The sequence below is a fragment of the Bacillus cereus group sp. N8 genome, assembly GCF_016483685.1.
In the GTDB taxonomy this organism is placed as follows: Bacteria; Bacillota; Bacilli; order Bacillales; family Bacillaceae_G; genus Bacillus_A; species Bacillus_A proteolyticus.
Map to the genome: position 1 here is coordinate 12444 of NZ_JAEHBK010000036.1, position 21222 is coordinate 33665.

Here is a 21222-nt window from a genome sequence, read left to right on the forward strand (position 1 = left end):
ACGATGGCTTGAAAGAAAAGGAACGCTCCTCAGATAAAATTGAGAATGAATTAATTAGATCCATATTGGCTGGTGTTTATTCTGTAGGAAGTACTTTACCGCCGGAAAGAGAGCTTGCGAAAGAATTTGGTGTTGGTCGCCCAACTATTCGGGAGGCGCTTCAACGTTTAGAAAGGAGTGGATGGATAACAGGTAGAAAAGGAATGCCATCGACTATTAATGATTATTGGAGCAATGGTAATCTAACGACACTTATAAATATTGTTGAGAATCATCATACCATTACAGATGAATTTATTATGTATTTATTAGAATTTAGAAGTTCGTTGACTCCGACTTATATTCGTAATGCTGTTACGTTTAATCAACCTAAGGTGGTTGCTCTCCTTGCTAATCTTGAGCAACTTGAAGATAGTGCAGAAAGCTATGCAGTATTTGATTGGGATTTGCAAAAAAGGTGTGCTGGGCTTGCTGCCAATCCGATCTTTCTACTCATTTTAAATAGCTTCGATTCCATTTATGTAGATATGGCAAAAAGATATTTTTCTGTAAAAGATCATCGTGGGTTGTCCTTCAACTATTATCACAACTTATTAAAAGCTGCATTAAAGGGAGATGCAATTGAAGCGGAAAGATTGTGTAAGACAACATTGGAGAAAAGCTTGGCTCTCTGGAAAGATAGAAAAAAATAAAGAAAGCTGGAGGCGTGATAAATGAAACTAAAATATTTTAAAGAATATTTTTCCTATCCTGATATTTTGATCATGAGCTGTCTTTTCCTCGCTAGCTTTGGATTTATGATTTTACATTTAACCTCTATCGGAATTTGGGGTGCTTTTATTTTGGGAATGATTATGTATTCTTTAGCTGAGTACGCTACTCACAGGTTTATTTTTCATCTAAAGCCACCAAAGAATGCATTTTTATTAAAAATGCTTAAGCGCCTACATTATGACCACCATACAAATCCGAATGAATTACATTTATTATTTTTACCCTTATGGTATAGTGTGCCAAACATTGCAATTTCAGGAGCAATTTTTTATTTTCTTTCATCCAGCTTTGTCATGACAAACGCATTTATTGCAGGTATTATGCTCTTTTTATTATTTTATGAGTGGAAGCATTATATCGCGCATCGCCCCCTTCAACCAATATCACCATGGGGGCGATGGATGAAAAAGGTTCATTTATGGCATCACTTCAAAAATGAAAATTACTGGTATGGTGTCACGAACCCAGCCTATGATTTTCTCATGGGCACCTTTAAAGACCAAAAGGATGTTGCCCAAAGTAAAACTGCTAAAAATCTAGAAAAACGTGGTGACCAGAAAATAGAATTATAAAAAATAATCCATTGTCATCATCCTGGAAATGTCGAATGAATTTTACAGCTTCGACATTTCTCAGGGAGTGACAGGCATTTTTTCCTATTGAGCAGTAAGTATGGTAATAGATTGGATAAGGCTTGTTTGAAAGTTTTCCTTACCGAAAAATGCACCCGCTTTTTTCTCTATTTCTCTTAGCATTGCTTCATTTTTCACGAAGTGTTTCGCCGATGCTATCTACAATCTGTATCGTGTTTGCCCCAGTGATTTCTTTAGCGACTCGTTCCAGGAGAATCTTTGTACCAAAAGAAAATTTCCGCGTAAAGCTATGGCACCTGACAATGTTATTGCGGAGAAACTCGGAATATTCAGGCGTGAAAGCACGACGAATACAGCCCCTCATCATCTCTTTCATCTAGATACCTTTTTAACCAAATGGTGCAACACATCCCTTTCTTTATCATCTTTCCCTTGTACAATGACAGAATTCGTTAAAAAAGAAGAGGTGAGACTAACAGTATGCTTTCTCTAATAAATAAATCTTTCTTTTACTGACTCCCATTCATCACTAATAATACTGTAAAATATATTGTCTTGAATGGTTCCGTCTGCCTTTACTCTATGTTTACGAAAAGTTCCCTCTTTTGTTGCTCCTATTCGTTCAACAGCTTTTTGAGAACGTATACTCTCTACGTTAACTGAAAATTGGATAAAATCCACTTTTAACTCTTCAAACTAAAACTTAATAACCATTGCTAGATTCACAGGTTCCAATGTGCAAAATTAGTCCATTTAACATTTCTTCACTTTCTGATGTATCCTGAGTCACTTTCCACCTTGTCAGCAATCCCCCCTTCCCCTTTCTTGCCAGAATATACAACAGGTCCAATTTCTTGAACAGAACTAATCGTCATTTAATGTATCTATTGCTTTGTTAAGTTGGTAGCTTACAGTAATATGTATAATTCAATTAGTAAATCTATACTTACACAAAAATATAATAAATTTAGTTAAATTTATTAACATTGACTCTATATGTTAATTATAAAGATGGTGTACATATGAGATTAACAAGTGAATGTGTAGAGCCTAATACTTGAGATATTGAACTTGCAATTATGTGAGTTAATAACTGAGAGGAGAATTTATAACATGACATTGACAGATCTCCTGTATCAATGGTTTTAAATAGAAGAAAAATCGTTAATAAATCTAGTTGAATACGAAGGTCTCTTTATTAAACTAAAATGTTCATATCAAACCATATGATATGAAAAGAGCAATGATTTTTGTATGTTTTATACACACTGTATATATACACCTTATATATAGGTTTTACATATAAGGTGTATAGAAAAGAAGTATGTTAAATATGTTGATATGAAATTGATATAACAGCCACAAAACCTTTATTTTAAAGGGTTTATATATACAGTGTATATATAAAGTCTATGAATAGGGCGTATGGATGCTTTGTGAAGTGTTTTAACATGAAATGTTTGTAATTTGATATTTTTTATAAAGGATTATTCAGAAGAATGTCAAATTAAATATTAAATTTATAGTTTTATAGAAGGTGTTGTTAATTACATGAAACCAGAAATTGATATATATTATATACAGCGTGCATGCACGTCGTATATATTCATGTTGATATATCAACATTTCAACTAACTTTAATACTTATACGCTTTATATGTAAGTTCTATATATAATCACTTGATATACGTCTTATATTAATGTAATATATTCGTAGGAATAATTAACCAACGTTTTAAGGGGGAGGCAACTTGAACGAGGCATTGAGCGAAAAGTATAAAGTAATTAAATTTCCTGATGAAGTTGTGAATATGTTTGCAGACATTCTTGAAGAGGACGAAATACTTTATAATGTATTTCATTACATAGGATCTGAGGTAAATAAACAATACCAAGAGACGAAATATATGAGAGGCATCTCAATAAATGAAATAGTAGGCAATGTTGTAATTGATAGGAGAGTTAAGAAATTAAAGGGAAAATCGTACTCATTAGAGGTTGAACGAACCAATATATCAAGAAGATCAGCTGAAGTAAGTGTTAGTACATTATCTTCAATGTCATTAATAACTGAAAAGATTATGCATCCTTATAAATTTTTAATCTCAACAATTAGAGGACAACAGGTGTTAATTGAACTAGGAAGACGTAAACAAACCAATTGATAAGAAAAAGGAGAGATAAAATAATGGCGAAGAACTTTCTGAAAAACGAAGTAGCAGTAAAAATGACAATGGTTGGTTTTGGTCAGGCTGGAACTAGAATGGTAGATAAATTTGCTGAATATAAGCATACGGATGGAACATCTGTGTACAACTGCCTTGCCCTAAATAGTAACGATGGTGATTTAGCCGAATTAAAAAATGTGCCTACAAGTAATCAAGTATCACTCAAATTAGGCGGACTAGGGAAGAATCCAGAACGTGCTGTAAAAGTACTAGAATCAAATGATGAAGCGAAAGAAAAGTTAAAAGAATTCATCACAGAGCGTGTAAGACCAACAGATGAATTGGTACTATTTTTTGCTGGTTTAGGCGGTGGAACAGGTACTTCTACAATCATTAAAGCAATTGAAGAATTCTCGGCTTTTCATAATAAACCTATAATCGCTGAAGAACTTAAAAGTATGGCAATGAAAATTCCTAGAGAGGAATTAATAGCAAATCAACAAAGGTATGCAAAAATTGCATTCAATAATGCAATTGAACGTAAAGATTTTATTAAAATGGGTATTGTTGTAACACTGCCTGTAAGAGCTGATGGGCCTGATGTACTAAGACAAGTAAATAAATTCTCTCAAGAGATTTGGAAGTTAGCAAATGACCCAGCAAAAGGTGTTGCATTCGTTGTTTTCGCAGATAATCAACATTTCTATGATGAATTTAAGGGATTAAACGAAAATGAGAAAAAAGGTATTGCTAATTCACGAGACTATGCAAATCAGCGCATTGGTGAAATCATCCATGAATTAAATACAGCTTCTAATGGCGCAGGAACATCTGTTATTTTAGATTCACAGGACTTTAAACGTATTTTATTAGAGAAAACTGGTTGTCTAGTTATTAATAAAATTTCTCGCAATATGAATCAAATTGAAAATAGTAAAGAAATAGTAGATATGTTCTCAGAATCGTTGAAAGGAAGCTCTTTCCACCATCCTATAGAATTAGTGAAAAAGAACGATGATGGTGAGTTGGAGGCCTCTAAGGTGCATCATTTTGGAATGCTTGCAATTCTAGACGAACAAAAGAATATTGATGATTCATTTATGGATGATGCAAAAGTAGAAGTTACGAATACATTACCAATCAACGGTACGGTATTTAATGGGTATTTAATTAGTAAAAATGATTTTATGGGCAGTGTGTATACGTTCTATAAAACTGATGCATTACCGTCCCGTTTGTCTAAGGGTTTAGTTGAAGAATTCAATGAATTTAAAGAGAAGCAAAATCAAATTCAGTTTAAAAAATCCCAAATTAGTACAATTGAAATGCAAGATCAAGACGATGATTTCAGTATTAATTTCGGTGATTACATCGATATGGGAACAAGTGATGAGGAACCATCAGCAGATGCTGAGAATGATGAAGAATTAGCTGCATTTATGGATCCAGACAAAATGTTTGGTACATCAAAATAATAAAAAAGAGGCCTGGAAATATCCCGGGCCTCTTTTTTATTCGGATGTCATAATAGATTTCATATACTCTATCATATTTTCGTTTAAATAATTCTCTATAAATAGGTGTTTTTTTGCTAAATCTTCCTCTTTTTTAAACCAACCAACTTTTTTCATGCGCTCTTCCTCAGGTTTTTCATTCCAGAGTTTTTCAGCTTGTCTTCTTAATTCTTTACGAGCTCTATGTTCAATTATTATGTTATCCAGTCTTTCTTGTCTTTGACGTTCTTTCATAGCAATTGGATCTTCAGGCTGGGGTAATGCTTTTAATACATTTTCAAATTTCTCTTGAAATTGTATTTCGATGTTTTGTAAATGTGCTTGAACCTTTTGTTCCACCAATTTTTCGATTGTCTCAGCTGCGTCCTGAAAATCAAATTGAGATAATATTTCGTTAGAGTGGTTTTCAGGAGATACGGGCCTTAGTTCGAATTGATGCGGTAAAAGTTCGATTATGGCATCTAAAGACCACTTTTCATCCCTTTTCTGCTTTATGAAAAGAGCTATATTTAAATCTAATGAATTATAGAGCTTTTCATTTGTATTATTGGTTCTAAGAGTCCCGTGCAATCCCTTCTCTTCTAACGTATTAAACCAATTATAAACAGTATTATGGTGTCTACCTACTAACTTAGAAAACTCTGTTATTCGCCAGGCCTTTTCAAAAGCGTCTTCGTGTAATGAGTTCTCATCATCTACCATGGTTTGTTCTGAGTGATTTTCCTGCTTAATCATAGTATTACCTCCTTAGCAGTATATAATTTCGCTGATAAATGACATTAACATGAAATATGAGATTGATATGTTAAGTGTTTTTCGACGGTACTAATAGGAATCCCTTTCTTATCTGAAATTAACATGAAAGATAAGATTAACATGTTATACTCAAAGTGTTAACAGAACATTAACAGATCGTTATCTATCCTCACCAAATATTGATGTTTTGTTAACCGGGACTTGAAATGCATCAATGTTATATAGGATTAATGAGGTACCTTTGTCACCCATATCCTTATAAATGGTTGCTATGAGATTGACAGTTTTATTCACATAACATTAATGATAAGTAAATATAACCGATTTGTAAATAAATTATGAGGATATAGCATCAAACTTTCAAAAAAATAGGTATAAATATGATTAAAAGGGTCCATATTATTAATAATTGTAGTATGAGCCTTTTCCATAGATAACACTTGAGAATATATAACAGATACCTGTTTGACTAATAGAGTGCAGTATCTCTTTTTAACTGATTCCAAGACTAGTAAAGTAATTTTAGATAACAACTATTATAGGTTCATATAAGCGTTAAATTCTAATAGTTAGACGAGTTATTGGCTATTAGAATTTAAAACACTACAAGGTCCCATTCGCTTTGTTGTTGAATAGCTGTAATGCTTAATTTCTAAGTGTTTGCGATAAAGAAAAAAGTTTTTATAGAAGGATCTATTCAGTCTCTAATTATAAGCAATAAAGACTGATGTGAATCTTGGTTTATTAACGCTTTTATTAATAAGGACATATACCTATCGATGTTTTGTCAATGTCTTGTTATCACAATAATCAAGAATAGTTGATATGAGATTAACAATATTATCGTTCTGAGGATTAACATGTTAATGTTTATTGACATGTTAATCTCATTAACGGCGAGTATTTTGATCCAATTATGCACAATGTCAATCTCATGTTAATACTTACAGAAAGGATTTCTACATTTAAAATAATGACCCTTTAATTACTCGCCCAAGAATAGATTTGAGGGCTCTAAGCCGTATATTACAAAGTAATTTTGCTCATATTATTTTATTGATTGAATTAACTATAATGAGAGCTGCTTTGTTTGATAGTCTGTATTTCTTAGTGATTTTTCTACTTGAAACTTCTAGTAGTTTATAAAGCGCAATTCTTAACTAGTGTGGATTTTCGTATTTCAATTTTCGGCCTAATAAAGCCATGGTTTTATAGATGTTTTGTTAATGTATTGTTTTCATTATTGCTAAGTATAGTCAACATGAGATTAACATTCTTATTTATTGTTAGCTAACATGTTAATACCTATCAATATGTCAATCTCATTCCTGCTATGTATTTTAATCCAGCTTCACGAAATGTCAATCTCATATCAATAATCTGCGGGAAGAATATCTTTGTAAGAAGTATTAAATCTTTAATTGGATATCTAATAGTGGATTGAGAATCTCTAAGTTACATGTTACAAAAAACTATTTACGCTAAATATATTACTTTATTAAAATATAGGGAAACATTCTTTGTATTTTAATAGGGAATCATTGTATTTATTGATGTTTTTAACCTCTATAAATTATATATTTCAATTCTTGTTCTAATAAACTTATGGTTTATCCATGTAGTATTAGTTTCTTATTATCCTTATTATCAAGGGGAGTTGACATAAAGTTAACATTTTTATTCTTTTGAAGGTTAACATGTTAATGTCTGTTGATATATCAATCTCAGTTTGGGTCTGCATTTTGATACTTTTTGTGAAATGTTAATCTCATGTCGATATCCTTTAAGAAGAATATCTTTGTAAGAAGTACAAATTCTTCAATGTTTATGCCGATTGCGCATCTTTTTAGAGTAACAGTATCAGTATGTCCAAGATTTAGAGATTACTTACATGTATTTTGAATTTTTTGCACCTGAACCGTTTATATTTTTTGTAGGAATTTTTGCTTTTTTGTCGAATACACTTAATGCAAGGAGGGACATTACATGATTATTAAAGACTATTTCATCAATCTATCTATTTTTTCTTTATTAGTTAGCGCAGCAATATTTATTCAAGTATTTACAATTCATTCCAGGCGGTATTTCGAAAAATTCTATGGAGGGATTATCGCAATTACTTTGATGTTCTTTTCTTTTCCGTACATGGGATTTTCCTACGATCTTCGAGTTGTTCCTCTTATTCTATCTTTTATTTACTTTGGTCGTACTGCTGGTTGGATTACGTTAAGTTGCATTATTATAATGCGTATCTTTTACATTGGTGGGTATTGGGAACCACCTGTGATCGCTTATTTAGGTATGGGTATCCTATTTACTACTTTTAAAACATATTTTAAAAACCTTCATCCTTTTAAAAGTGCATCTTTATATTTTTCTGTTTTTGCCGGAATAAAGTGGTTAGTTGGTGTATTCTTTAATACTACATTGCTTTACACTGAAGGCTTATTATATATATCTTTAGGACTTTTAATTGGGCTATTTCTTATGGAAGCTTACCAGAAATTGTATTATTTAACACAGGACTTATCTAAAATGAATCGGGAATTAAAAAAATCGAAGCAAGAACTCACAGATACCGTACATGAGCTTCAAGGGGGGATTTTTAAATTTAAAAAAGTGGGTAAGCACTTTATACACACTTTATGTGATGGACAGTTCTATTATCAAAACGGATTCTATTCTGAACAGGTGGTAGGAAAAAGCCTACGCACTATTGATGCTTCTATTGTTCCTCCACATTTAGTTCCACAATTGATGAAGTATTATCTTCAGGCATGGGAAGGGAAAGAAATTATATTTGAATTACCCTGGCCAAATGATAAAACAATTATTCTTATTGCGCTTAGGCCGATTAAACGGAATGGACAAGTTATTGAAGTTGTTGGTTCTACAGTCGATATAACCGAAAGGAAAAAGGTAGAATCAGAATTAAGAGCTACCAAAGAATTACTAGAATCATTTATAAAGCATAATGTAGATGCTATTACCATATCTGATCGAGAAGGGCATATTTTACAAGCCAATAAAGCTTATGAAAATATATTTGGGTGGTCATCACAAGAAATTATAGGTAAGAGATTACCTTGTGTACCAGATTTCTTAATAGATGAATCACTCAGAAACATTCAGAAAATTCTAACAAAGGAATCCGTAGTTACTAGATTAGAAACTGTTAGACAACGTAACGATGGAAGTCTTCTTGATGTCAGTCTGACGGTTTCTCCTATACTAGATGTAAGAGGAAATGTGATAGCTTTATCAGCAATATGTAGAGACATCTCTGAAAGAAAACAAGCAGAAAGAGAACGGCATCGATTACACCAACAATTAAGAGATAGTGAAATGAAGTACCGTGCACTAATCGAACAAGCAACTGACGCAGTATATGTAGTAGAGCTGAATGAGGATCGTGTTCCAAGTCGATTTATTGAGGTAAACCCTGTTGGTTGTAAAAGGTTTGGATATAGTAGAGAAGAACTGCTCTCGTTACCGTTTCCAAATGCTGTACCACAAGATTCACCAATGATTGTAAGGTTGTTAGAAAAAATTAGAGAGGGACAAACTTCCTTCATTTTGCAAGATGAATATGCTTTTCCAACAGGAAAAATAATAACAACTGAGTTTAGTGTCCGTGTTTTTAACTTAAATGGTAAAGAAGTTTTCCTAAGTATTTCTCGTGATATCACTGAACGGCTAAAAACAGAAGAATTACTACGAAAATCTGAAAAACTTGCTGTCGTAGGACAATTAGCGACTGCAATGGCTCATGAAATCAATAATCCATTAACAGCAGTGAAAGGGTTTATGCAATTACTAAAATCAACGGAAAATGAGAATAATCAGGGGTATATAAATATAGTATCATCAGAGATTGAGCGTATAGAAAGTATTACAAATGAATTTATGGCGGTAGCCAAACCACAGGTGGTAAAGATACAACCTAATGATATTAGTGTGCTAATGGATCAAGTTTTAATGCTAATGCAACCTCAAGCAATGATGAATAATATACAAATTAGAATCGATTCTACACCTGGTATTCCATTGATTCCATGTGAGGGAAATCAATTAAAACAAGTGTTTGTTAATATTTTTAAAAATGCAATTGAATCCATGCCAACGGGAGGGGAAATTCTGATTCAAATTGATAAACTTGAAAATGATCAAATAAGCATTCGTTTTATCGATCAAGGGTGCGGGATTCCAAAAGAACGTATACCATATCTCGGAGAACCTTTTTATAGTATTAAGGAAGAGGGGATTGGTTTAGGATTAATGATCTGTTATAAAATTATCGAAACACATCAAGGAAAGGTATTTATTGAGAGTGAAGTGAATAAGGGAACTATAGTTGAAGTCACGCTTCCTATTTGTACATTTTAAAATCAATAGATTCTTTTACTGAAATTTTATAATAAACCATATAATGGAATTTTGAATAAAAATGAGTAATGAGCAACAAAAGAGTTCTGCTACGGTAAACACTTTAGAAGATTATCGAGTTAAGGACATATCTAAAAACTAAATTTATTTTTAGTGAGCAGTTAGCTTTGGCTAGCTGCTTTTTTGTATATAGTGTAATCGATTGTTCATTTTACTGCTTTTTTGATGTTTTATATACAGATTATATAGCCTTACAAAGCTCTGTAAGTGTTTTGTAATATTTACGAGAGACTTTTTTAACAGCTATGAGAGAGAAATGAAAGATTTGTTATATATGATGAAATTAATCTTACTAGTAGGTGTTCTAACTCACTTAGAAACCAAGGAGGAAAAATAACAATGAAAAAATTGAAGCCAGCACTTAGTGTATTAGGTAGTGTATCGATGGCACTGACTTTAGCATCTCCTGCTTTAGCAGATGTGAAACAACCGAATCCAGGAAGTACAGTTGAAATATTCAAAGAGAATACAAATGCAAAAAAGGAAGATAAGAATTTCACGCTCGGATCTGATGGGGAAATAGGTTCGCTCATTACACAAAACATTGAAATGGCAAACAACGATTGGGACAAAGATGGTATTTCTAACGACTTAGAGATTAATGGATATAAAATTGAATTCAATTCACAAACTGGAAAAAATGAAGCGAAAGCATGGGATCCCGAGAAGGATAAAGGGAAACCAAAATTTATATCGAATCCTATGAATGCAAATACGGATGGTGATCCTTTTACTGATATGTATGAGGTTGAGAATTATAATAATGATTCTGATACTAATTTCAATCCGATAGTTGCCAATATGCCAAATTTACAAATTGGTGTCAAAAGAATTGAAGTAATTCCTATTGCAACCATTACGGATAATAATGGCGGATCTGTTAGCAGAGGATGGGAAAAAAGCGTATCTACACAACATTCATTTAATGTAGGTCTAAGTGGCTCAGGTGGTGTAGAAGGCTCAGCAGCTGGTCCTGTTCCTTCCGGAAGTGTTTCAGCAAACGTGGGATACGGATATTCAAAAACAACTACTGAAACGGAGAGTTATACAAATAATTTTGATTGGTCTACCGCAACAACTGTGGATACAGCGAACGCAGCAAAATTACGGGTACATTTGGAATATAAGAATGTAGGCACAGCATCCGCTGAAAATGTTTCGCCTCATTTTAATATTCGTTTAGGAAACAAAATTATTAATACTGTAAAGGCCACACAAGATCGTTATAAGGCAAACTATTTAAGTACAGAAAAAGGTGGACGGAATAAAACAGAAGTAGTAATTGACAGTTTAGAGGGACAAGCAGATGCGAATATTGTCTTATCATTGGATGAATTGAAAGCTGTTGAACAAGGGGAACTTCTTTCGATTGAAGTTTTACCTACAAGTACAATGGATTTATCCATCGAAAAAGGTGAAGAAGTTATGCATTTGGGGGATTCAGGAAGATATGAATCTAGAGTAAATGCAGCTACAGAACAATTAGAAACAGATATGGGGAATATACCAAAGTTTAGGGTGTATACTCCTAAAGACAAATCCCTTGCTGATAAGCCAGTTTTATCCTATAACGAAGTTTTTCAACATATTAATATAGATACGAATAAAGTAAAGCATATTGTAAACAAGGCAAAAAGTAATAATCAAGTATCAGTGGTTTCAGATAATAATGGAACTGATGCATTGAACGCTTTAAAAGCAGGGCAGGGGGATCGCGGTTATTTACATAAAGACTCTGTACACGGTGCTTTTGCAAAGCTACAGCAACCAACATTAGTAGAAGGTAGTTATGATCCTATTACGCAAAAGATTCGGGCATCAATCTTACCTGGTTTATTTGGGGTGAGCAACGAAATCTCTGCTACTTATAGGACAAAATGGAGTGGTCCCTCAAAAACAGTAACACTAGTTAAACGTGAGAATGGATATACATATGAGTCTAGAGAAAATATACATCCTATTAAATCTGAAATTGCAGCGGACAGAAAAGTTAGATTTCAAATCAATGACGCACACAATCTAACGCCTACACAAAATATTGATGCCGAAATTAAAGCTAATAAAGAATTTGAAGATTATGTAGTAGATAATTCAGGTGAATTTGTTACAGAAGGAGTTCCATATACTGTAGCTTCATATGGAAATACAGCTTATTGGGGAAGTCATCACGCCGGGAATAAATGGGAGTATCTTTGGGCTGAGAAATCTAACGATGAAAAAGTGAATGTAATTATTGAAAGAGTAGGTCAACCTAAACCTGGAAAACCAATTAAAAAGGATGAAGAGGTATTAATTAAATTCCAAAATCCTATTTATTCAGATTATGCATATTTAAAGCTTCAAGATAGTTATATCCATTTAGATCAAAAACAGAACGCAAGTACTTTTAAATTTAATCATGCATATCCAAAGAACTTTACTGGACACCATAAGCAATGGAACATACTATCTAATGGAAACAAATTAAAGGTAGAATATTTAATCGATTATATGAAATATGGTAATGGAGAGAATGGAACTGATACTATAGCATGGAACCTATCAAGAGCTCAGTAATAGGTAACAGTTCTGTTGCTAAGTTTGAAAAAAGAACCGGTAATAAACTGAATCCGAAAAGTCAGATACAAAAATTTAGGCTACTAATAGGGAATGAGTTCGATATTGAATCGGACTCATTCCTTTTAATTTATATGATTTAGATACTACTATTTTAATTACTTATCTAGTCATATAAGTAATCAAATGTTAAGATTACTATCTGAATTACATAAATATTATTCTGGATTTTCGTTCGTTTAGAGGCCGAAATCTGGAATTCTGATTTATTGATGCGATCAGTTTTTACATCTTTACCTATAAAGATATATTTATAGGATAATAGAAAAAATAAATTTTTTTGTTATTGGTGAAAAAGAAGTGAGGATAGTAAATGAAAAAAAGAATTTTAATCGTAGAAGATGAAGCAAATATTCGAGAAGTCTGCAAACGGTATTTAGAAAGAGAAGAATATGAAGTATATACCGCTGTAAATGGCAAAGAAGGTTGGGATGTATTTCTTACGCAGCAACCAGATTTAATTATATTAGATTTGATGATGCCGAAAAAAGATGGATGGGAATTATGCGAGGAAATTCGTCAACAATCAAATGTCCCTATTATTATGTTAACTGCTAAGGGAGAGGAAAGGGATCGAATTTTAGGCTTAACAATGGGGGCAGATGATTATTTAACAAAGCCATTTTCTCCTCGTGAATTAGTATTAAGGATCCAAATTATACTTAGAAGAGGAAGCCAGGTACCGATACAAGCAAAAGAATCTCTATTGGAAGTAATAGAATTTCCAGATTTAAAAATATATCCAAAGACAAGATATGTACTTGTTTGTGATAAGGAAGTGGAGTTAACGGTGAAAGAGTTTGAGGTACTTTATCTCATGGCAAAGCATCCAAAACAAGTATTTTCTCGCTCGCAGCTTCTTGAACTAATTTGGGATTTTGGGCATGAAGGGGCATCAAACACAGTTACCGTGCTAGTGAGTCGTTTACGTGAAAAGCTCGAGAAGCATACAATAAAGAATCGCTGGATTCATACGGTTTGGGGTATAGGATATCGCTTTGAGCCAAATGGAGGAAATGAAGCATGAGATTACGTATTCAATTGTTACTCATGAATTTATTAAGTACCAGTATTATGGTAATTGCTATATGGTATAGTGAGACGAAAATGTTACTTGAACCGGAACAAACGCGGCTATTAACAGTAATTGCATTTGTGGCATTTATTATTTCAACGTTTATTTATTGGTTAATGACACGTCCTATCATGAGATCTATACAAAATTTAATAAAATTGACGAAACAATTTAGTGATAGACACTTTGAAACGATGTATATAATTGGGCAAGAACCACGGGAGTTTAAAGAATTAGCAACTGCCTTTCAACAGATGGCAAAAAAATTAGAAGAAGGGTTTACTAAATTAGAGGAACAGGAAAAATCCCGTAAGGAGCTAATTACCAATATCTCACACGACTTACGAACTCCTATGGCTAGCATGCAATTGATGATAGAAGCATTACAAGATAACCTGATTGAAGATCCTGAAATGAGAAAGCAATACTTAGCGACGATATTAAAAGAAATAGAAAGGTTAAGTGGATTAATTAACGACTTATTTGATCTTTCAAAGTTAGAGTTTGAGCAAGTAGATTTTCATCCAAGTTTCACACATTTAGATAAAGTCCTATTAGATGTATTAGAGTCACATTCTGTCTTATTAGGAGACAAACAAATCCATGTGCAATTGGATGTTCCAGATACATTACCTCGACTTTTGATTATGCCTTGTAAAATAGAAAGGGTCATAGGTAATTTATTACATAATGCAATTCGATATTCTCCTGTATCTGGAACAATTGAATTGACTGTAGAGGAAAATAAACAAACTCAGCAGGTCCAATTCACTTTGCGAGATGAAGGGATGGGAATTTCTCCAAATGATCAATTACGCGTATTTGAACGTTTTTTTAGAACAGATAGATCAAGAAGTTCGCAATCTGGAGGATCCGGTCTTGGATTAGCTATAGCAAAATCATTGATTGAAATGCATAAAGGGGAAATTGGTGTGAGGAATCGCGCAGATGGTAAGCAGGGAAGTGAATTTTGGTTTACTCTTCCCATCACATCAGAAAAAAATAAGACGGCTGAAAGACTTTTGTAACATTTACGTTAGAAAAATGAAAGACCTTCTTGTTAACATACTACTACACAGTATGTTACAGGAGGTTTTTTACTTTATGAAAAGAAAATATGTATGGTTTATAGGTTGTTTGATAATTATATTGGGGATTTTATGGTCATTGTTCAGGCCAGAGAAATTATTTATTGATAAGCACGTGAATGAAGCATTGCCACAAACAGAGGTACAATCAACTGAAGCAAAGCAACAAAGTGATCGAGTAATAAGTGAAGGACAGTTTCAAAACGGTGTCCATGAAACAACTGGAACGGCAAAAATTCATCAATTAGCAGATGGAAAACGTGTTTTAAGGCTTTCTAATTTTGCAACATCTAATGGGCCGGATGTGCGAGTTGTATTAGTTCCTACGAATCGTTTGAAAAATAATGAAGACGTGAAAAACTATCAGTATATTGAATTGGGAAAATTAAAGGGAAATAAAGGAGACCAAAACTACGAAATTCCTGAAGGGGTAGATGTAAGTGTATATGGTTCAGTTTCTATTTGGTGTAAGAGATTTAATGAAAATTTTGGTGCTGTTTATTTTAAAAAATAAATATGAACATAATAGTGAGTTTGTGTAACACAAGTATAATTCTATAGAGAAAGAAAGTAATTAATATAGATTAGAAGATTTTTCGTACCAATTCCATTATGCGGAATTGGTATTTTTATTGCTCAATATTTCCAGTTTGTTACCTTACAACTGTGATTATGGAATTTCTTTTCTAAATGGACCTCCAGAACTGTTTATAAACAGTTCTGGAGGTCCGTTTCAAATTAACTTTCTTATCATAATATGAACTTATTCATCAATATACATTGGGGAGTTGAAGAATATGGTTTTTTTAATTAAATCATATACGACGGCCGAATGATCACTATTCACAAGGTGCATTGAAAGATAGGAATGAAAAGCGGGATTTTTTGCTATCAAATTGGTATCAGTGAATTACCTATATGCGGTGCCATTCTGACATTGGCACTTATCCAAAAATGGGGAGAATTAGGGGCTTCACTATTTTGGCTTCCATGGGGAATAGCATTTGGGCTAGCGACTATCGCTTACTATCAAAGAAGGCGAGGACAGTGTAAATATTGTAGAAGTCTTTAGCATTATTACTTTTTATTAAAAGGAGTTGTTCATTCGCGATGTCAAATACTGAGAAAAAAAGCGAAACCGGAATTCATACTTTTAGATGGTTATCATTTTGGCCCAAATGGATTGGATATACGGCGGTTGTTTGGTCGTTGATGTATTTGATATTAGGTCAGTATTGGACCTTGGAAGGAAAGGGTTTTCCATTTGGAATCGGAGATCCACAATCTGAATACTCAATGCTAGCTGGTCTGAGGCCTGAAACTGGTGCACCTATAATGGTTGGATTTGGATTAATGGGAGTCATTGTAGCTGTCATGATGATTTGTGGCTGGGGCAAGGGACTTTTACGAATAGTATTACTTATGTTTGTGTATATGTTAGTAGCAATTCTATTATTTGCAGTTATTGACTACCGTGTCTTGGCGTCAGCAGCATATGGATTTATTTTTTTGATTGGAGCGCCATTTGATTTTCCACATGGAGTGAAATTTTTTGAACAGATGATGTACTGGACGATTGTAAATCAATATATTAGTATGTTAGGCGCATTTCTATGGAGTGCGACTGCTTTAGTCTATCAACGTCAAACGCGAGATGCTTGTCCTTATTGTGGCCGAAATAGTAATCCCTCTAAATGGGCATCACAATCCTCAGCAGCATCTTGGGGGAAATGGTGCACTTGCATTGCCATTATAATTCCTATCTGTTATTCCATAACAAGATGGTGTTGGGCGCTAGGCATTCCACTGGGAACTACCAAAGAATTACTTGATTCCTTTGAACGTGATTCACCCGGAATTTGGTTAATGGGCGCGTCTTTGGCTACCGTAGCGCTCGGAGGGGCGATTCTTACGCTGGGTCTTATTCAGCCTTGGGGAGAAATTTTTCCACGTTGGTTTCCATTTATTGCTGGCAGGCGTGTACCTCTTTCATTAGCGATTATTCCTGCTTCACTGGTTTCCATTATGATTACTTCAGCAGGTTTGATGTACATCCGGGGGTTTATTAATAAAGGGGGTCTAGATCTTAGGGGATGGGCATTGGAAGGTCCAGAGTTATTATGGCCAATTTGGGGAGTGGCTCTGTTTGGTGCTACGATTGCTTACTATTATCGGAGGCGTGGTACGTGTAAATATTGCAAACAGGTTATAAAGTGAAACTTTAATCAGTACGGGAGCGTACTGATTGCGAATAGCAGGATAGATAATGTGTTACAGGAAAACAAAACTCTTTTATAACTTATTTTTGAAGGAGCAGATACTCTTTTCTTTTTATCGACTCGTGAAGAAGTATGAAAATCAGAATTTATAATTTAAAATTCAGCTTAAAGCAATTGCAATAAGCACTTTGAATAGTAATCTTTAGTAAATAAAAAAAGAGAAGAACTCACCAATGTTCTTCTCTCTTTTTATATGTAATTAGGGTTTCCATAACTATAGATATGGATAGAGTAAATTAATGGATGAATAATTTACTCTTAAAATTATAACAGACCCAATAAAGATTTTTATATGTAATATTGCATAAGGAGGGTTAATCTTTAAACTACAATAATTTATGTCAATAAATAATTTATACTGAAATCTAAAAAGCAAGTTAATATTCTTATTAATATAAGAGAACATTAACTTGCCTTTAACTTTAAGAATAACCAAAATGCTTAAGTTGATGGATATGTGGTGCTACTCCATTAGAGAAGATATGTAAGCTATTATTAATTCTAAATTAATTCAAACTAACAGATGCTTCTAGTTAACTCTTAGTTCTTCCATATTATTTTCCCTTTTAGATAAATTTAAGTAGAAGTGCGATATTGTTGTAGTGTAATATGGATTAATCCAAAGGTATGGGATATTTAGTGTAAATATTCCTACCAAAGAACCTAAAATAAACCATCCGATAAAACTCAACCATGTTATGAATAAATCTAATTTATGTCCTTGCATCATTTCTTTACTTTTTTTAATCGCTTCACTTGCTGTATATTCTGGATTTTCTATTAAAATATAGTACGCCATAGAATAAGAGAAAAATTTTATAATACCTGGAACAATTAATAATAAACTCCATAAAAGGATAAGTATAGTCTGCAAGATACCTAACTTCAAAGATCTAAATAAATTATTTTTCTTAAATCCTTCAAATAAATCACTAATTGTAGTAGATTCTTTTTTTGCTAAACGCAAAGTGAAATTATTATAGCCGTAACCCATAATGCTTTGTGTAGCAATATAAATAATAAATATAATAGCCCACATAATTACTGTAGCAAGTCCTAGAAAAAAGACGGCTGATGAGTCAACTATTGCTTCTCCTGTTACCGAGTACTCTACAAAACTATCGGGATCTATCATTCCAATAATTAAGCTAAACAGCATAAATATTGAACCTCCAATCATAAACATACCAATTGCAGGAATTCCATAATAAAGAAGCGTTACTCCTACTCCTAATCCCCAATGGCCCCTTATTGAAGATAAGGCAGCTTTTTTTAAGTCACTGATCATGTTAGTCCAACCCCTCAATTTTTTAATCACATTAAATGTGAGTTTTTTATGACAAATAGAATGATAACATTTTTTAGAAAAAATAACATTATCTACATCTGTGGAATTTAATTTAAAATATCCGTAAAAGGTAATGAAAAACTACTTAAAAAACGTTACCTTTATATAAAGAAATATCTTAAGTTGATTGATATGTGGCGGTACCTCTTAATGAAAATGATTAAGTCATGCTATTTTTTTTAAAATAGTTAAGAGAAAGGTTACTTACTGTTCAAACAATATTGAACTAAACAATAAGGCATATGTAGTATGTTTTTGTTGTTTAGTTAATAAAATTAAGATCATTTGTAAAAAGTATTAAATTTATAATTACGCATAAAAAAAGAATTCCTTAAGATTCTGGAATTCTTTTTCTTGTTTAAAGTTTGCTCACACAAATGATCTGCACATCAATTCATCTTTGATATACAGATCATTTGTATGAAAAGTTATTCCTAATAATAGCGTAATAATGAACTTACATTACTGTTTTTAAAAGTTCTGTTACAAATTTCAAAATTGCGATTTCCATTTCCATATTATTTCCTCCTCTACTTATGCGTTAAGATGTGGTGTAGTTTTATGTTTTCATGTTAGTAAACATTTACATTGATATTAATACATTTCCATATGCAATATTGCATCTTAAAACCAACTTTTATACTGTTATAATGAAAGAGAAAAATTCTACAGCATTTTTCGAAATACTAAACAACAATTGAAAACGAAATTTCTCGTAAATAAAAAAGGAAGAGAATTATAAAAATTCTCTTCCTTTTTTATTTTTTCATAGATTTAGTGATATAGGAGATATGTCCGGAATACATTTCAACTACATAATTCTTCCAATCACCCAAATAAAAGGAATCAAAAATCCTACCACATTTAATATTATCCCGATTTTCGCTCCGATATTTTTATCTACTTGATAGGAAAAAATAGCTAGGATAAATCCAATTGGACAAAGAGATACAGGTAAAAGTATAGAGAATCCAAAAAATTCAGTTAAAATAATTTTGTATGCAACATTCACAATGGATAAAATTGATAAAACAGGTACTATAATCGATATAATTGTGCCTATTCTATTTTATTTAATCATAATAGCCTCTTTTTTGTTTAAATAAAATATATTGCCCCATATGATTATAAAGGAAAAAACACTGTCATTAAGCAGTGTTTTTTCTTTCTTGATAAGAAGCTTATAAATAATAAATTATTGCTGGTAAGATAAATACAAATAATACATAGTTATATATTTTCACAGTGTCATTCATTATTTTCACTACATTACTTAATAATCCAATTGTACAAAGACTGAATATCACCATTGTGGATACTTTAAAATTAATTGAATATCATTAATATGTAAATGTTATATTTTAAATAATTTATATAAAATTAAAATAATTTCATGTGAATTATTTGCGTATCAAAGGGTGCACCTTTTGAAGTGGTGTGATTTCTATGAAAAACGATATGTCAAAAAGTTTGAGATAACATTTTGAAGTAGGGGTACCGCCACACATCCATCAACTTAAGGATTTAGACTATTTTTGAAGTTAAAAGCACGTTACTATTTTCTTATGTTAATGAGAAAGGGTGACGTGCTTTTTATGAATATGAACCCCAAACAAGAGTTATCTTTATTTGCCGAAGAGTTATATCGATATATGTCTCCCGCTACACTTAATCAATTAGCTATAGAAGCAGGCGGAATGAAACGAAAACGCAAGTGCCACGGGCACCATTTCTTATCTTTGTGTGTATGGATAAATCAACAAATCGCTACTACCTCTCTTACTCAACTTTGTAGTCAATTAGAAACCTCAACAGGAATTTTATTAAGTTCTGAGGGACTTAATCGACGCTTTAACTCAGCTTCTGTAGCTTTCTTTCGAACTGTATTTACTACACTTCTACAAGCTAAAATTGGAGGGTTATCTAAGATTTCTCATTCTCTTTCTGCTTACTTTGAGCGTATTCTTATCCTTGATTCTACAACATTTCAAGTGCCGGATCGATTTGCATCTACTTATCCTGGTGCCGGAGGATGTAGTCATAAAGCTGGTGTGAAAATTCAACTAGAGTATGACTTGTTGAGTGGAGAATTTTCTGATGTGAAAATTGAGCCAGGAAAACGAAGTGATCAAGCGTATGGTGCGACTCGAACAGGTATGGTACAAAAGAATGAACTATATATTCGTGACTTAGGATATTTTCGTCTACAAGACTTTAAGTCTATTCAAGACAAGCAGGGATATTATTTATCACGTCTTAAGTTACCAACTAAAATATATAGAAAAGAGTTCGAAACAGTGGTATTTAAAACAAAACCCGCTCAATTGAGACCGGTATATATACAAATTCATTTGGAAGACATCATGAAACAATTACAACCTGGCCAAGTGTATGAATTACATGATGTATATGTAGGGAGTAAAGACAAACTGCCTACTCGTATTGTGGTTTATAAATGTACGGAGGAGCAAAAACAAAAACGCCTACATGATCGAGCTATTCGTGAAAAGAAAAAAGGAATTACATATACAGAGCGTACGAAACTTTTACAAGGAATTACGGTAT

Annotated in this window: 15 protein-coding genes; 11 read left to right on the forward strand and 4 right to left on the reverse strand. The window is 32.7% G+C overall.

Annotated elements, in window-relative coordinates; all coding sequences use genetic code 11:
* Positions 1–8 precede the first annotated feature (8 nt).
* Both JDS80_RS26605 and JDS80_RS26610 read left to right on the forward strand, forming a co-directional pair.
* A complete protein-coding gene (locus JDS80_RS26605) occupies positions 9–692 on the forward strand; it encodes a GntR family transcriptional regulator (RefSeq protein ID WP_199640393.1) in 684 nt (227 codons plus the stop codon).
* Positions 693–713: 21 nt separating this feature from the next.
* Positions 714–1346, forward strand: a complete 633-nt coding sequence (locus JDS80_RS26610) for a sterol desaturase family protein (protein ID WP_071772057.1) — start codon at positions 714–716, stop codon at positions 1344–1346.
* A gap of 510 nt (positions 1347–1856) precedes the next feature.
* Here the strand turns inward: JDS80_RS26610 and JDS80_RS26615 are convergent.
* Positions 1857–2048, reverse strand: a complete 192-nt coding sequence (locus JDS80_RS26615) for a GNAT family N-acetyltransferase (RefSeq protein ID WP_242477419.1) — start codon at positions 2046–2048, stop codon at positions 1857–1859.
* A 1070-nt stretch (positions 2049–3118) separates the two neighbouring features.
* On the opposite strand from JDS80_RS26615, the gene JDS80_RS26620 reads away from it, so the two are divergent.
* A complete protein-coding gene (locus JDS80_RS26620) occupies positions 3119–3532 on the forward strand; it encodes a hypothetical protein (RefSeq protein WP_199640394.1) in 414 nt (137 codons plus the stop codon).
* Positions 3533–3555: 23 nt separating this feature from the next.
* Complete coding sequence (locus JDS80_RS26625) at positions 3556–5010, forward strand: FtsZ/tubulin family protein (protein WP_071746642.1); 1455 nt, start codon at positions 3556–3558, stop codon at positions 5008–5010.
* Between the two features lie 36 nt (positions 5011–5046).
* Here JDS80_RS26625 and JDS80_RS26630 read toward each other — a convergent pair whose 3' ends face one another.
* The gene (locus tag JDS80_RS26630) at positions 5047–5784 is read right to left on the reverse strand and encodes a terminase gpP N-terminus-related DNA-binding protein (protein ID WP_002150985.1); all 738 of its coding nucleotides are present in this window, start codon (positions 5782–5784) and stop codon (positions 5047–5049) included.
* A gap of 2007 nt (positions 5785–7791) precedes the next feature.
* On the opposite strand from JDS80_RS26630, the gene JDS80_RS26635 reads away from it, so the two are divergent.
* The 6 genes from JDS80_RS26635 (at position 7792) to JDS80_RS26660 (ending at position 17247) form a co-directional block, all read left to right on the forward strand.
* On the forward strand, positions 7792–10191 hold the full coding sequence (locus JDS80_RS26635; protein ID WP_199640395.1) for a PAS domain S-box protein: 2400 nt from the start codon (positions 7792–7794) through the stop codon (positions 10189–10191).
* 399 nt (positions 10192–10590) lie between these two features.
* Complete coding sequence (locus JDS80_RS26640) at positions 10591–12807, forward strand: binary toxin-like calcium binding domain-containing protein (protein ID WP_199640396.1); 2217 nt, start codon at positions 10591–10593, stop codon at positions 12805–12807.
* Between the two features lie 373 nt (positions 12808–13180).
* Positions 13181–13894, forward strand: a complete 714-nt coding sequence (locus tag JDS80_RS26645; RefSeq protein ID WP_071746652.1) for a response regulator transcription factor — start codon at positions 13181–13183, stop codon at positions 13892–13894.
* Positions 13891–14970 (forward strand): sensor histidine kinase, encoded by a 1080-nt coding sequence (locus tag JDS80_RS26650; protein WP_071746653.1) that lies wholly within the window; start codon positions 13891–13893, stop codon positions 14968–14970. Before JDS80_RS26645 ends, JDS80_RS26650 begins: the two co-directional genes overlap by 4 nt.
* 76 nt (positions 14971–15046) lie before the next feature.
* On the forward strand, positions 15047–15544 hold the full coding sequence (locus JDS80_RS26655) for a DM13 domain-containing protein (protein ID WP_071746654.1): 498 nt from the start codon (positions 15047–15049) through the stop codon (positions 15542–15544).
* Positions 15545–16140: 596 nt separating this feature from the next.
* On the forward strand, positions 16141–17247 hold the full coding sequence (locus JDS80_RS26660; RefSeq protein WP_071772065.1) for a hypothetical protein: 1107 nt from the start codon (positions 16141–16143) through the stop codon (positions 17245–17247).
* 591 nt (positions 17248–17838) lie between these two features.
* On the opposite strand, the gene JDS80_RS26665 is transcribed toward JDS80_RS26660, so the two are convergent.
* Together JDS80_RS26665 and JDS80_RS31675 are read right to left on the reverse strand one after the other, a co-directional pair.
* Positions 17839–18597, reverse strand: coding sequence for a DUF975 family protein (locus JDS80_RS26665; RefSeq protein ID WP_199640397.1), 759 nt, complete (start codon positions 18595–18597; stop codon positions 17839–17841).
* An 871-nt stretch (positions 18598–19468) separates the two neighbouring features.
* Positions 19469–19720, reverse strand: coding sequence for a hypothetical protein (locus JDS80_RS31675; protein WP_257208342.1), 252 nt, complete (start codon positions 19718–19720; stop codon positions 19469–19471).
* 532 nt (positions 19721–20252) lie between these two features.
* Here JDS80_RS31675 and JDS80_RS26670 point away from each other — a divergent pair.
* On the forward strand, positions 20253–21222 hold a 970-nt coding region (locus JDS80_RS26670), incomplete at its 3' end, for an IS4 family transposase (protein WP_199640398.1).